15 protein-coding genes and 1 pseudogene are annotated in these 14,077 nt (G+C 36.9%); 6 read left to right on the top strand and 10 right to left on the bottom strand.

Annotated features, from left to right (window positions below):
* Window positions 1-39 precede the first annotated feature (39 nt).
* Entirely contained in the window at window positions 40-606 is a 567-nt protein-coding gene (locus tag ACQKL5_RS10710; RefSeq protein WP_427608632.1) for a dihydrofolate reductase family protein, read from the bottom strand.
* A 593-nt stretch (window positions 607-1,199) separates the two neighbouring features.
* Window positions 1,200-1,522, bottom strand: a pseudogene (locus ACQKL5_RS10705) (winged helix-turn-helix transcriptional regulator).
* 136 nt (window positions 1,523-1,658) lie between these two features.
* Here ACQKL5_RS10705 and ACQKL5_RS10700 point away from each other — a divergent pair.
* Complete coding sequence (locus ACQKL5_RS10700) at window positions 1,659-2,201, top strand: alcohol dehydrogenase catalytic domain-containing protein (protein WP_427608630.1); 543 nt, start codon at window positions 1,659-1,661, stop codon at window positions 2,199-2,201.
* Window positions 2,198-2,641 (top strand): zinc-binding dehydrogenase, encoded by a 444-nt coding sequence (locus tag ACQKL5_RS10695; protein ID WP_427608629.1) that lies wholly within the window; start codon window positions 2,198-2,200, stop codon window positions 2,639-2,641. The genes ACQKL5_RS10700 and ACQKL5_RS10695 overlap by 4 nt, the downstream gene beginning before the upstream one ends.
* Before the next feature lie 223 nt (window positions 2,642-2,864).
* Here the strand turns inward: ACQKL5_RS10695 and map are convergent, their stop codons facing one another.
* From map to ACQKL5_RS10680, 3 genes are all read right to left on the bottom strand, one after another.
* A complete protein-coding gene (gene map, locus ACQKL5_RS10690; RefSeq protein ID WP_427608627.1) occupies window positions 2,865-3,605 on the bottom strand; it encodes a type I methionyl aminopeptidase in 741 nt (246 codons plus the stop codon).
* 210 nt (window positions 3,606-3,815) lie between these two features.
* The gene (locus tag ACQKL5_RS10685) at window positions 3,816-4,793 is read right to left on the bottom strand and encodes a bile acid:sodium symporter family protein (protein ID WP_427608626.1); all 978 of its coding nucleotides are present in this window, start codon (window positions 4,791-4,793) and stop codon (window positions 3,816-3,818) included.
* Window positions 4,794-4,797: 4 nt separating this feature from the next.
* The gene (locus tag ACQKL5_RS10680) at window positions 4,798-6,186 is read right to left on the bottom strand and encodes an FAD-binding oxidoreductase (protein WP_427608624.1); all 1,389 of its coding nucleotides are present in this window, start codon (window positions 6,184-6,186) and stop codon (window positions 4,798-4,800) included.
* A gap of 405 nt (window positions 6,187-6,591) precedes the next feature.
* On the opposite strand from ACQKL5_RS10680, the gene ACQKL5_RS10675 reads away from it, so the two are divergent.
* Complete coding sequence (locus ACQKL5_RS10675; RefSeq protein ID WP_427608798.1) at window positions 6,592-7,341, top strand: FadR/GntR family transcriptional regulator; 750 nt, start codon at window positions 6,592-6,594, stop codon at window positions 7,339-7,341.
* Window positions 7,342-7,373: 32 nt separating this feature from the next.
* Here ACQKL5_RS10675 and ACQKL5_RS10670 read toward each other — a convergent pair whose 3' ends face one another.
* On the bottom strand, window positions 7,374-7,670 hold the full coding sequence (locus tag ACQKL5_RS10670) for a hypothetical protein (RefSeq protein WP_427608622.1): 297 nt from the start codon (window positions 7,668-7,670) through the stop codon (window positions 7,374-7,376).
* 295 nt (window positions 7,671-7,965) lie between these two features.
* Between ACQKL5_RS10670 and ACQKL5_RS10665 the strand changes: the two genes are divergently transcribed.
* The 3 genes from ACQKL5_RS10665 (at window position 7,966) to ACQKL5_RS10655 (ending at window position 9,479) form a co-directional block, all read left to right on the top strand.
* Window positions 7,966-8,235, top strand: a complete 270-nt coding sequence (locus tag ACQKL5_RS10665; protein WP_427608620.1) for a Parvovirus coat protein VP1-like protein — start codon at window positions 7,966-7,968, stop codon at window positions 8,233-8,235.
* Window positions 8,236-8,354: 119 nt separating this feature from the next.
* Window positions 8,355-9,266: a hypothetical protein gene (locus tag ACQKL5_RS10660; RefSeq protein WP_427608618.1), complete on the top strand. Its 912-nt coding sequence runs from the start codon at window positions 8,355-8,357 to the stop codon at window positions 9,264-9,266.
* A 45-nt stretch (window positions 9,267-9,311) separates the two neighbouring features.
* On the top strand, window positions 9,312-9,479 hold the full coding sequence (locus ACQKL5_RS10655) for a hypothetical protein (RefSeq protein WP_427608616.1): 168 nt from the start codon (window positions 9,312-9,314) through the stop codon (window positions 9,477-9,479).
* Window positions 9,480-9,836: 357 nt separating this feature from the next.
* Here ACQKL5_RS10655 and ACQKL5_RS10650 read toward each other — a convergent pair whose 3' ends face one another.
* From ACQKL5_RS10650 to ACQKL5_RS10635, 4 genes are all read right to left on the bottom strand, one after another.
* Window positions 9,837-10,694 (bottom strand): sugar phosphate isomerase/epimerase family protein, encoded by an 858-nt coding sequence (locus ACQKL5_RS10650; RefSeq protein WP_427608615.1) that lies wholly within the window; start codon window positions 10,692-10,694, stop codon window positions 9,837-9,839.
* A gap of 76 nt (window positions 10,695-10,770) precedes the next feature.
* Complete coding sequence (kduD, locus tag ACQKL5_RS10645; protein ID WP_427608613.1) at window positions 10,771-11,553, bottom strand: 2-dehydro-3-deoxy-D-gluconate 5-dehydrogenase KduD; 783 nt, start codon at window positions 11,551-11,553, stop codon at window positions 10,771-10,773.
* Between the two features lie 27 nt (window positions 11,554-11,580).
* Window positions 11,581-12,411, bottom strand: a complete 831-nt coding sequence (kduI, locus tag ACQKL5_RS10640; protein WP_427608611.1) for a 5-dehydro-4-deoxy-D-glucuronate isomerase — start codon at window positions 12,409-12,411, stop codon at window positions 11,581-11,583.
* 98 nt (window positions 12,412-12,509) lie between these two features.
* Window positions 12,510-14,075 (bottom strand): response regulator transcription factor, encoded by a 1,566-nt coding sequence (locus tag ACQKL5_RS10635; RefSeq protein ID WP_427608610.1) that lies wholly within the window; start codon window positions 14,073-14,075, stop codon window positions 12,510-12,512.
* Window positions 14,076-14,077 lie beyond the last annotated feature (2 nt).

The following is a 14,077-nucleotide window of genomic DNA, read 5'->3' as shown; positions in this document are numbered from 1 at the left end:
ATCTATCCTAATATTTAGTAATATTTTTTCTTTCTGCATCTATTTGTTCAAATGGTAGATTAATTGAACAACGCCAGAGGAGAAAGTTCTTGTATTGATTAATTTCATATTTAACCTCTGTTTTATATCAATAAACAACGGCTTTCCTTCACCCAAAATAACAGGGTGAACAGATAATCTAAATTCATCAACAAGCCCTAAATTAATAAAATTTGTAATAAGACTTGCTCCACCGTATAACCAGATGTCTCTACCAGGCTTATTCTTTAATTTATTTACTTCTTCAGGAATATTTTCATTTACGAATATTGTTTTAGTATCAGTACTTTTTTGCTTTCTGGAAAACACATATTTCTCTTTACTATGAACTAATTCCCAGATTTCTTTTTCATTATCAGTGTCTTCAATTTTTGAAGTATATTGTCCCCATAAATCATAGCTTTTTCTTCCATATAGAATAGTGTCAATTTGATTTAGAAAATTAATAAAACCCATCTCAGAGTCCATTATGCACCAATCAACTTCCCCGTTTTTCCCTTCAATAAAGCCATCTAAAGTAACAGCTAAATCTAAAATTATTCTTCTTGGTCTTATGTTATTCGACATATTTTCTCCTCCATTATTTATCCAATAAATGCTTTCAAGATTATTGTAGTAATAAAATTCAACTTTTACGCTTTAAATTATTTCCAAGTTTCTATTCTTCCACTAAATTACCTCGTAAGTTTAAGTGTAACATTTCACAAGCAATACCACCTTATTAAAAATCAACCCTTACCTTTAGCAGAGCAAAATATTATAATATCGTATATCAATCATTGATAATAAGGGATTTAGTTTTCGTTTTAAGATATAAATGGCACCTTTCAATCTTTAAAAATCACTTTACGAAGAGCAGGCTTTCCCCCTCTCTGTTTTCCTTATAAGATTTGCTAATCATAAGCAAGAAAATAAAGAATAGAACAAAGAAAGAAAATTATTTGATACAAAAAAGATAACTATCCGACTTGGAAAGTTATCTTTTTTGTATATCTAGCGCAATATAAATATGAAAAATCCCTGTCTTATTTATTGATTTCCAAATTAATTGGATAGGTACTAAAACATATATTTGATTAATAGCTCATTTACTTTGGATAAAATGAGCTTATCAGATCGTAGAAGCAAGTGAAATACATTACACAATAATGAATTTTTGCTTAATTATTTATCCTTTTTGCTCCCCATGCGCACATTATGTCTAAAACTTCTCTTAATGTCTCTCCAGTATCTGACAGAGAGTATTCTACTTTTGGCGGCACTTGATGGTAGACATAACGATTAATGATTCCGTCACTTTCTAATTCCCTTAATTGCTGAGTAAGCATTTTCTTGGTTATCTGTGGAATGGCTTTTGCAGTTCACTGTACCTCGTTTTTCCACTTTTAAGGTGACATAGAATAAGGAGTTTTCATTTTCTACCGATAACCTCTAAAGTAGCCTCAACTGGTATATTATAGTGATTATCCTTCGTGAATTTCATCTTCTTTCTTACATAAAATTTAAATTGCTTCATAAAAACTAGGGTACAAAAAGTAACTACTATTAAAAATGGCATCATAACATTATACTGTTTTTATTATAAAAACTAAAATAAATGTTTTAAGGAGTTGAGCAAGTTGAAGGCATGGTTAATCAAACAGCCCGTTAGTATAGATGAGCTCGTATGGGGAGAAACAGAAAATCCTCATGCTGGAGAGGGAGAATTGGTTGTAAAGGTAATTAGCACGGCTCTAAATCCAGTTGATTATCAAAAGATTCAATCAGGAAATTCGAATTGGGATTATCCCCATTATACCGGAGTGGATTTAGCTGGAGAAGTTGTAGAAGTCGGCCAGAATGTAGTTGGGTTCAGTGTTGGAAATCGTGTGGCTTGTCATACCGATTTGAACAAGAAAGGGGCATTTGCAGAATACACAGCTGTTGATGCGGTTGCTACATCGCTCATTCCAACAGATGTAACGTTTGATGAGGCAGCGGCCATTCTTTGTTCAGGAATGACAGCTTACCAAGCAATATTTCAGAAGTTTAATCATGCCCAGAAACAGACCATCTTAATTCACGGTGGAGCAGGAGGAGTAGGCGGCGTTGCAATTCAATTAGCGAAGGAGCTTGGATTGAAGATATTTACAACAGCATCTTCTCCTAATCATCTTGGGTGAGATCTCTTGGTGCAGATATTGCAATCGATTACCGAACAGAAGATGTGACAAAACGAATCTTGGAAGAAACGAATGAGGATGGAGTTGATTTGATATTTAATACAATCAATTCTGCTGAAGCTACAGAAGACCTAAAACGATTAGCGTTTTCTGGACAATTGGCTTTTATTGCGGGTAGCCCCGACTTATCAACCATCAAACCCTTTTCTATCTCTCCATCCGTACATGAGATAGCTTTAGGTGCAGCACACAGTAGCGGTTCCCTCCGTGCGCGGGAGAACTTAGCTTTTATGGCGAACGAATTAATGCAAAGAGTGAAAAAAGGAACACTCAATCCAATGGTGAGTGAAGTTCTACCTAGAGAAGAATTGCCTAGTGGATTGAAGAAATTAAAAGGTCGTCATGTTCGGGGGAAGATCATTGTTAGAATGCAACCATAATTATAAATAGGTCCAAGATAAAGGTAAGGGGCTGTCCCAAAAGGTGTAATTACACCGAAATTGTATAAATAATAAAAGGCAGAAACGTTGATTTAAACAACATTTCTGCCTCTTTGTTTTTGCGAAATTCACTGGAATAAGGACTTATTAGACAGCCCCTTACCTGATATTCAGGCTGTCGGCTTTGTCGACAGCTGTTTTTTTCTATTTACCGTATGCTATATTAAAGGGTAACAATAATCGGACCATCTTTAGTAAGGATTATCGTATGTTCCAATTGAGCTACATAGCTTTTTTCGGTTGCATAGGTCCAACCGTCATCTTTTTGGAATACCTCTTCTTCTAAGGTTGAGATGAATGGTTCAAATGCGATAACCATTCCTTCCTTTAATATATCATTGTCCCAAGGATCATAATAATTACAAATATGGGCAGGTGCTTCGTGTATTTTTCGTCCGACACCATGCCCCGTAAGATTTTCAATAACCGTGAATCCATGTTGTTTCGCTGTTTCAAATACCGCTTTTCCGAGTTTGCTTTTTTTAGAACCGGGCTTTGCTTTCTTAAGACCTGCTTCAAATGCCATTTTAGCAACGTCACAAAGTTTTGTTAAAACTTCATTTCCTTCCCCTACTACAAATGAAATACCAGTATCTGCGAAATAACCGTTCTTTGAAGCAGATACATCTATATTGACTAAATCCCCTTCTTGAATAATCCGATCACCTGGAATACCATGTGCCACTTCATCATTAATACTGATGCAAGTATAGCCAGGAAAATCGTATTCCCCTTTTGGAGCGGAAACTGCTCCTGCCTTTTTTAAACGATCCCCAGCGATATCATCAAGTTCTTTGGTCGTAATGCCAGGAATTGATTTTTGTACCAATTCATCTCTAATGGCGGCGATAATTTTACCAATTTCCTTTAGACCATTAAAGTCTTCTTCTGTTTTTGCAATCAATTTTCCACACCTCATTTTTCTCTTCTTAGTCTCTTCAATTAATTTCTTCCAAAAACAAATATGCTTTATTATACATCGAAGGGTATGAAAAGAAAATAAGTGAGGTATTTTGATTTATATTCAACTATCGTTAAGTACTTCCTTACTTCTCACTTGAGACAGTAAAAGAACCCCCAGTTAAAAACAAGGGATTCTTTAAAAAGATGATAATCAAATTTTAGTCTTCACTGGATGGACCGGCACTTCCTCGATACTATTGTTGTCGGTCGACTTTTTTGACCAGTAAGTCGCAAGGATCGGTCCGGAAATATTGTGCCAAGCAGCGGCAAGGACGCTTGGTAGTGCTGCCATTGGTCCGAAATGGGCAGTGGCAAGGGTAACCCCTAGCCCGGAGTTCTGCATACCCACTTCAATCGATATCGCTCTTCTATTCACTTCATCAAGTCCTGACATTTTTGCTGCAAAGTAACCTAACAGAAGTCCGAATCCATTGTGAAGCATCACTGCGGTAAAAATTAGGACTCCTGATGTAGCAATCGTGGTTGCATTTCCAGAGACTACTGCGCTGACAATAGTAATAATGGCTGCAACCGATATAAGGGGTAATACGGTTAAACTTCGCTCAACAGTAACCGGGAAAAACCGCTTAATGATTAGACCCAAAATAATCGGAAGAATGATGACTTGAATGATAGACATAAACATGGCTGTGAAATTAACCGGCATCCATTGACCTGCCAGCCAAAGCAAAAGCAAAGGTGTCATGATTGGAGCCAGTAAGGTTGATACTGAAGTCATAGCTATAGACAAGGGTACATTCCCCTTTGCCAGATATACCATAACATTAGAAGCTGTTCCTCCTGGTACACAACCGAGTAAAACTAGTCCTGCAGCTAATTCAGCCGGCAAATTCATGATTTTTGCAATAGAGAAAGCAACAAGTGGCATGATGATAAATTGTGCACAAACGCCAATTATTACTGGCAGAGGTTTCGTAACGATAATTTTAAAATCCACTGCTTTCAAAGTGAGCCCCATCCCAAACATGACTACGCCAAGCAAAATTGTAATATATCCCCCAAGTCCCAAAAATGGTTCTGGAAACATAAAAGCAATGATAGAGATTAAGATCACCCATATAGCAAAATATTTTCCGGCTAAAGCACTGATTGCATCAAGAACTTTCATATCATCACTCTCCTTCTTGCATGAATATTTTACGTGGATTTAATAGATTGTCAGGATCGAGGGCTTTTTTTATTTTTTTCATCACCAACAGCGACTCTCCATGCTCCTGTTTCTGATATTTTTGTTTACCGACCCCTACTCCATGTTCCCCGGTACAGGTCCCGTTGCGTTCTAGGGCATAAAGAACAATTTGTTCGTTTAACTGTTTAGCTCTTTCAACCTCTTCTTGATTATCGTTATCGATCATTAATAGTACATGATAGTTTCCATCCCCTACATGGCCAACAATCCCTCCGGTCAGTCCCAAGGCATCTACAGCCTCCCTTGCATGACGAATGGCACCAGAAAGCTCTGAAATCGGTAGGCAGACATCTGTGACCATCAGTTGTTTTCCGGGATGGCCATGGATATAAGCATAGGCAAGATTATGGCGGGCTTCCCATAGGCGGTTCCTAGCAGCATTATCATTCTCGAATTCAATATCGAGGCATTGATGTTCAGCAACAATTTCTTGTGTAAACTCTACATCCTGCTTCAAACCTGCCTCATTACCATGAAACTCCAAAAATAACGTAGGTCCCTCTGTATAGCATGTGTCACTATGGAGATTAACCTGTTTCATTGATGGTTCATCTACAAGTTCGACCCTTGCGATAGGCACACCGGATTGCAATATGGATACAACAGCTTCAACTGCATTGTTCAATGTCGGAAAGGAAGCCCTTGCCGCCATAACATGCTCTGGAATTCCATACACTCTTAAGGTTAATTCAGTAAAACATCCAAGCGTTCCTTCTGAGCCAACGAAAAGACCGTTAAGATGGTAACCTGATGATGATTTAGCGGCTAAATTGCCAGTATGTATTATTGAACCATCTGCAAGAACCACTTCCAGATCACGGACTTGGTCACGCATTACACCATATTTGACCGATGTCGTTCCACTAGCATTGGTGGCAGCCATTCCACCCAGAGTGGCGTCTGCTCCCGGATCAACGGAAAAGAATAAACCGAACTTTTTCAGTTCTTTGTTCAACTGCGAACGCGTCACACCGGGTTGAACCTTCACGAGAAAATCATTTTCACGCACTTCCAAGATTTTATTCATTAGAGAAAAATCAACCGTTATGCCATGTTGGTAAGGGATGACATTACCCTCAAGGCTGGATCCCAATCCAAAAGGAACCAGCGGGATACTGTACAAATTTGCGACTTTCACAATTTCACTCACCTGCTGTGTTGTTTCAGGGAATACGACAATATCGGGCAGGCTTACAGCATGATACGACTCATCCCTGCCATGCAATTCTCTTACGGTCTGGTTTTCCGTAACTTGGCTTTCCGAGAGAACTTCTTTTAATGCGTTTAATACATTCACACTAGTTGCTACCATCCAAATCTCCTACTTTCTTCTATAATGATCTGTTTTTTAATTAACTTCAGTTTGTAAATAACTTGTAATCGATTTCATAACAGCGTTTTTTGCTCGACACCTTCGATATAATTTGGTAATTGGTCTAACCAATTACATTATACTAAATATTTTGACTTTTTCAACAATTATTCTTTTTGTTCATTTTCCTCATGAATTATCATGTTTTATTCGCAAATTGATGTTTTTTTATTTAGTTAGAGAAAGAACTTAAGCTAGACTGGTCTAACCACCATTAATTCGTGACTTTTCCCAATAAAAAGTATATTTTGGATACAATAGTCCGTTTTCCCCTAAGACTTATCAAGATGAGTCACCCTTAGCTTAGTTGAATAGATAGTATCTTTAGAAATGATATTGAAGGATGTGATGCAAGTAGTGGATTCTATGCCAATTAAATCCCCAAAAGTATACGAAATCATTTTTAATCAAATTAAGGAATCTTTCATGAACGGTGAATTGAAACCTGGAGATAAATTACCCGCTGAGCGGGAGTTGTCCACTCGTTTTAAGGTGAGTAGAACTTCTATTAGAGAAGCTCTTCGTGTATTGGAGAGTAACGGCGTTATCGAGGTTAGACCAGGAGATGGGACCTTTATTAGACAATCAGAAGTTCAGTCATTAACCGATCGATTATCTATCACAATCATCAATGCTGAGAACCACTTAATTTATGAAATGTTGGAAGTTCGGCGTGTAATAGAAACCGAGTGTGCTTTTCTAGCTGCCCAGAGAGCAAGCTCTTTAGACTTACAAAATATCCTGAAAGCTTTAGAAGATATGGCAAAATCGGAACAAGATGAAGAGCTGGGCTTGCAAGCAGATCTTTTGTTTCACAATAGTATCGCACAAGCAGCAAACAATTCTATATTTGCTGGATTGGTTCATACCCTTAGTGATCAAATGAAAGATACAATCCGGGCCACCAGACAACATCGTTTCGCAAACACCGGTCATTTTCAAGAAACACTTCAAGAACATAAAGAGATTTACTTTTCCATCGCATTAAAAGAAGCGGACAAAGCCAAACAACTAATGGATGCCCATATTATTCGTATTAGAAAACAAATGGCTACTGATACATTTGAAAGCATGGGAGATGCTGGTGATAAGTAAAGTCGGACTTGTATCGTTTGAAAAAGGAAAGTCTATTTTGTTTCGTCTTTGATTTTTGCACCAGTTATATCAATCTCATTATATTTACTTTTGTAATACATTTTGTCGTCTTTATAGTAAATGTTCTTTTCATTAGTAGTCATAACGTTGCCATCAGGTAGTTCAATCGTTATCATTTGATCATCATTTGAAGTTCCTCCAGCTGGCACGAAAGTATTCTTGTTTTTTGCTATTTGATTCCATGTTCCGAGAAAAAGTATAAGAGCAAATATTGTTAACGCTATATATAAAGACCATCGACGCTTTTTTAATCTATCACTTCTATTCAAAGTAGTTCTCCTTTAATGAATTTTTCAGAGTCTCAAAATACTGTACCTCTTTACCTGAGCCTAATACAAGAGAAAGTATTTAAAACTTATTACCAATTTATCTTCATAACTAGGAATCCAGTATTCTTTCTAGTAGCAGTAATCAAACGTCTAACAATAATTATCTTCTTTCATTTCTAAAGTTATTGCCCTTTCTTATATGTATATATGACAGTCATTATCAATGCCCTACCGCTTTCAGCTAATTCTGCATACTTTAATATAGATAATCTCTCTCAGGAAAGAAGGTAGTATGTTGAATAGAAATAATCGGTTAAAACGCGGTTTTTGTGTACCGGGGTATAGATGGTGCGGACCGGGCTGTTCGGGACCTGGTACACCAACTAATGGCGTCGATTCGTGCTGCAAATCACATGATATCTGTTATGAAAAGTATGGACCTTCAGAGCATTGTGATCGAATCTTTCATAATTGTCTGCGTCCATACATGAATACACGTAATAAAATGGGCAGAGATGCGTCCCTTTTTTATGGGATTACGAGGTTGAATAATAGATTTAGGTAAGCGGTTCCTCTCTTTATGTAAAAAAATCGAAGTTGCATGCTATTAATTTTCTTCTTTTTTTGTCATCGCCTTCCTCTCTAGCTGTTATAATTAGGTATGAATGAAAGAGGTGGGCACGCTTGTCATCTAGAAATAATGATCATCCAACTAGGAAAGATTGGTTAAAACTGTGTTATATGGGGTTATATATAGTTGGGCTCTTTTGGATAATAGGGTCGGGGGTCTATCATTTTATTGATCTATCCTTCAAAGAGTCCATTGAAAAAGTTCAAGATGCAAAAATAGAAGGAGATGAAACGCAAGTACAGAAGGAATCAAAGGAACCTTCCTTGACTTCTCTAATTGTACAACCTCTAGCTGAGTCCAAAAAAGCCAAAGTTGTATTTGAACACCTTGGTTATCTCCTTCTCTTGTTAATTTTCTTTTTATTAGCTCCAATCCCTTTGGAACATATGAAACGGTTTAAATTAATGAACTTTGAGTTTGAGAAAGAAACAGCTGAACAAGATGTTGCTGAAAGAATTACTATCCAACAGAATAAATTCGCTTTTCTCATTGATTGGTTACGGGAAGAAAATATCGATAAGTTTTTGAGGATTACAAGATTACATACTAGCTATCAAGATTTTCTAAAAGAAATGCTGAATGAAATGATGGAATATTATAGAAAAGACGATATTTTCTTTGAATATGAAATAAAGACAGAAGATGAATTCAGAAAGAATCATACCACTTACCCAAGAGTTGTAAGATATTCCCTAGACGTTGCCGCATCACTTGGATCCGCCATTCCTATAAACAAGGAAAACGACAGGCATATCTATTTTAAAAATTATATGATTCATACAATTGAGGTCAAAGAAAACGTATATACCGATGAAGAAAAATTCGTTACGTATGTAATCATCCTACATAGTTATCGGACGACCTTTGATGAGTATGATGGCCAATTGCTAGCAGGAATCACTTCTTTAACCTATGAATTGTATCAAAAGTATCATACACTAGCTGCAATTAATGATATGAATTGAATTCAAGCGGGAAATTCAGTAAAATAAAAGTAAGAGGTGATAGCGATGGAAGCAAACACTAAAAAAACGGTGTATAATTTCGCTAAATTGAAAGAACAAGCAAGAAAGATTGGTACAACACCTGCCGATAAAGTTGAAAGACCGACCTACCATTCAGTCAAGCTAACGACAAAAAGTCCTTCGGTAAAAAAAATACTATATGGCATAAAATAATAAAAAACCTAGTGGATTATCTAGGTTTTTTTCTTTGAAGATAAGAATTAAGATACTTCTCTAGTAAGGGACTCCTCCCCATCCAGTCACGTCCAGACCTTATATGGTATGAAGACCATCCAGGCATCTTGGGTAAGGGTGTGCCCGCTGGTAAAGAACCTAATTTAGCAGCTTCCTTTAATAGTAATTCCTTATTATACTTTATCGTGTATAGACCTCCCGTCCCAAAAAGTCATTATTCGTTTTAAATGTATGTACTTTCCCCATTTTTTATTCATCTATAAATAAATGAGAAATTGGAGATGTTCCCTTTAAAGTATGGTTCAAAGAGACCAACATTTTTATTATCCATCTATCTTATTTATCCGTTTGCTCGCTTGATTTGTATTGTTTCCTTAGATAGAGAATACTATTTTCCATATCTTTTTCTTTTGTAGACTCCATCAAAACTGGGATAGCAGGTTTACTCTCCTTTACTAAAGAGAAAATCTTTTGATAGTTTAGTAACCCCTCACCAACAGGAACTATTTTTAATTCTCCATCATTGATGGTAAAGTCTTTGGCATGAATGATTACGATGTGATCGCCTAATAAATCAAATGCTTCTTGAATTATAATATTTTGATTTTTGTACGTTTCTGATGTTAGGAGATTGACAGGGTCAAGGATGACTTGTAAATTAGGGGATCGAATAGCATCTATCAATCTTCTCATGGTTTTTGGGGAGTGTATAGGGTGATTGACTCCTGGTTCTATCCCGACTATAACATCGGATTTTTCTGCTTCCTTGACTAAATCCCTGACACTGTTGACTACAGCCTGAAATGGTCCTTCGCGAAAATTCTCCTCTGTATACTTGATATTAGCATATACATTTCCTGTTTCTGTACCGACAATCTTACATCCAAATTCTTTCGCAAAATGTATATGCTCCTTAAAGAAATCCAATCCTTTATTACGTTCATCTAAATTAGGATGAATAACATTAATGTAGCACCCTAATACAGCGATTCCTATTCGCTGTTGCTGAAATGAGTGACTTATAGAACGAGCCAAATCTGATGAAAGACTGCCAGGTTTAATGTTCATGCCATCGAATGATTTACGCAAGGCTAATTGTATTTCAGTAAATCCCTTTGCAGCAATAGCTCTAGAGAGTTCTGCCAATGGTCGTTTTTCCATATCATGCGCACGGACACCTAGATTTAAGTTCATGTATACTTTTCCTCCTTTTAAAAAATGACCGTACATATAAAATGTACGGTACAAATGAATGAACGGAATATGCACTCTATCTTGCCAACCAACCTCCATCAATAGCTAATACGTGACCATTCATATAGTCTGAAGCTTTGCTTGAAAGAAAGACCATTGCTCCCATGAGGTCAGAAGGATTTGCCCATCTACCAGCTGGAATACGTGATAAAATTTCAGCATTTCTTTTTTCATCCTCACGAATCGGTGCAGTATTGGCCGTAGCGATATAACCTGGCGCTATCGCATTGATTTGTATATTATGATGAGCCAGTTCATTGGCAAATGCTTTTGTTAGACCAGCAACAGCATGCTTACTAGCTGTATAAGGAGGAACGAATTTCCCACCTTGAAAGGAGAGCATGGAGGCAACGTTAACAATTTTTCCACTTTTCTGTCCTACCATGACTTTTGCTGCTTCCTGGCTTAATAAATAAACAGCATTCAAATTAATGTCCATTACGGCGTCCCAATCCTCTTCCGTGTATTCGAGCAAGGGAGTCCGCCGAATGGCTCCTGCATTGTTTACAAGAATATCTATCTTTCCATAAATAGAGACACATTTACTGATGACTTCCTTAATAGAATCACGATTGGTCAAATCAGTTTGGAAAAATTCAACCCGCTGTCCAGTCTCTTCAATGAGATTTTTTGTTTCATCAAAGCGATTATTGTGTGTAACGAGAAATAAATCAGCTCCCGCTTTTGCTAAGGCAACAGCGTACGCCTGTCCTAAACCGGTATTCCCACCTGTAACTATCGCTACCTTACCATCTAATCTAAAATAATCAGTCGAAAAATTTTGCAAGTCAGTTAGCATGACAAATCCTCCTATATTTGATTGTTTTCAACGCAGTTCTTCCATTTTCACATGATCCATATCATCATAAGTAATATTTTCTCCACACATTCCCCAGATAAATGTATAGTTACTTGTAGCTGTCCCTGTATGAATGGACCAACTTGGTGAAATGACTGCTTCCTCATTCTTCAATATAAGATGTCTTGTTTCATCAGGCTTACCCATAAAGTGAAAGGCTCGAGTGTCTTCATTCATATCGAAATATAGATAAACTTCCATCCGTCTTTCATGAGTATGGCACGGCATCGTATTCCATACGCTTCCCGGAGCAAGCATAGTTAGGCCCATCTGAAGCTGGCAGCTCTCACAAATATTTGGATGGACGTATTGATAAATTTTTCGTTCGTTTAATGTGGAGGGATCCCCGGTAGCAATAGGATCAATGTTTTGGATATCAATCTTCACTGTGGGATACGTATGATGTGCTGGTGTTGAATTAATATAATATTTAGCGGGGTTAGACGGGTCCTTGGAGTGGAACCACACTTCTTTTGTTCCTTTCCCTACATAAAGTCCGTCTCTTTTGTCCATTAGGAACTCTTCTCCATCAAGCGTGACTGTACCAGCCCCGCCGATATTAATGATGCCTAGTTCACGGCGTTCTAGAAAGAAAGAGACTCCTAGTTGTTTATCAAGTTGAATCGTTAGTTCTTGCTCTGTAGGCGTCACCCCACCAAAAATCATCCGATCGACATGGGTATAGGTCAGATTCACTTTCCCTGCTTCAAATAAACTTTCGACAAGAAATTCTTTTCTTAATTGATGGGTAGTGTAAGTCTTCATATCTTCGGGATGATGCGCATAACGAGTTTCCATATCAATCTCTCCTTGTAATAAGTATTTTAATTAATGGATAACAAAACCCGGCAGAATCATTTCTGCCCTAAGTCTTGTAACCCTATGAACCTATATATTTATGTTAGCTTCCTATATTCAGCTGGAGTATGACCAGTATATTTCTTAAAACAACTGCTGAAATAACGTGGGTTTGAATAACCTATCTTATCTGAAATCTCATACGTTTTTAAATCCGTTTCTCTAAAAAATTGCATGGCTGCTTTCATTCTTGTCTCCATTACACATTCACTAAAATTAAATCCTTTCTCTGCTTTAAAAAGACTGCTTAAATAAGCGGGGCTTACATGCACCTCATCTGCAACCTTCTGAAGTGATAAATCCTCCATATGATATTTTTCTCTAATACAAGCAACGGCTTTGTCAACAATTGTTTCTTTAAGATTCATATTTTGAAGGCGTACATAATCGGCAAGATCTACAGCAAAAACCTTCATACAATCAAATAACTCTTCAATTGTTTGCATTGTAATCATCTTTTTTTGCATATGGATGAACCTTTGTTTATCCCACTTATTGAAATCACGGAATAACAAACTATTAATCCGTAACATCAGTAATGATATTTCCTCTAGAGAAAGCTTGTTGTTGTGCAGAACTAAACTTTTCGTTCTATCAAATTGATCTTCTGCTTTTCCAGATAGCCCCAAATTGATAGATCGAACAAGCTCATCTTCAAAATGTCGATAATCGATTAGTACTTCAATGGAAGATAACTTAATATCATTAATAGAATAGGCTGTATTTTTTCCCATCCTAAAGCGCTGATTCATGGCTGATTTTGCTCCTAATAATGAGAGATGAAGGTCTTGAATGCGTTGAATGCCCTCACCCATCGTAATCGTTACGGTAGTCTGTCCACTGGTTTGAACAATTGCGACCAATTCCTCCGAGAAGTTTTTAATTAGTAATTCCGCTTCTAAGGGAGAATTGGTATCTAAACCTGTTAAAAGATAAAGATCTTCCTTATCACCATATAAAGCTTCATGATTAATTGAATACGTATCTAACAGTTTCCTTATAATCTTCATAACTTCATTTTTTGCATGCAATCTCATAATGTCCGTATCATATTGACTATCCAATTGAATATAGAGAGCGTAATAATATCCAGTGAGTGAAGGATGGATTAAATGATTGAATTTTCTATTAATTTCTTCGTCGGATATTTTATTCAAGCACCAATTGTCAAGAAACAATCGATGTTGATAGGGAATTGTCTTTTCTAGTAGCGTTTCTTTTTGATTTTCTTCTTCCCATTCCTTGCGGGCAGCATTCAACTTTTCAACTAGATGAACTGTTTCAACTGGCTTCAAAAGATAATCAAATGCCTTTACCTTAATAGCTTCATGAGCATATTTAAAATCTTCATAACCAGTCAGTAAGATAATCTTAGTATTCCATGCTTTCTTTTTTACCATTTTCGCCATTTCTAAACCATCCATAAAAGGCATTTTAATGTCTGATACAACAATATGGGGCTGCTCTCTTTCAATTAATGCTAGTCCTTCTTCTCCATCGCCTGCTTCACCAACGAATGAAAAACCATATTCTTCCCAAGGAATGACACTTTTTAGACCACGTCGGATTATGCGATCATCATCAACAATAGCTACCTTGCACAAAG

It is taken from the genome of Peribacillus sp. NPDC097675 (assembly GCF_050277655.1).
GTDB lineage: Bacteria > Bacillota > Bacilli > Bacillales > DSM-1321 > Peribacillus.
This window is presented reverse-complemented; position numbering and strand designations above follow the sequence as displayed.

Excerpts from the sequence above, each read along its gene's own strand:
- ACQKL5_RS10710 (WP_427608632.1), bottom strand. The coding sequence starts at position 606 with ATGTCGAATAACATAAGACCAAGAAGAATAATTTTAGATTTAGCTGTT.
- ACQKL5_RS10655 (WP_427608616.1), top strand. The coding sequence starts at position 9,312 with ATGGAAGCAAACACTAAAAAAACGGTGTATAATTTCGCTAAATTGAAA.
- ACQKL5_RS10650 (WP_427608615.1), bottom strand. The coding sequence starts at position 10,694 with ATGAACTTAAATCTAGGTGTCCGTGCGCATGATATGGAAAAACGACCA.
- ACQKL5_RS10685 (WP_427608626.1), bottom strand. The coding sequence starts at position 4,793 with ATGAAAGTTCTTGATGCAATCAGTGCTTTAGCCGGAAAATATTTTGCT.
- ACQKL5_RS10680 (WP_427608624.1), bottom strand. The coding sequence starts at position 6,186 with ATGGTAGCAACTAGTGTGAATGTATTAAACGCATTAAAAGAAGTTCTC.
- kduI (WP_427608611.1), bottom strand. The coding sequence starts at position 12,411 with ATGGAAACTCGTTATGCGCATCATCCCGAAGATATGAAGACTTACACT.
- kduD (WP_427608613.1), bottom strand. The coding sequence starts at position 11,553 with ATGCTAACTGACTTGCAAAATTTTTCGACTGATTATTTTAGATTAGAT.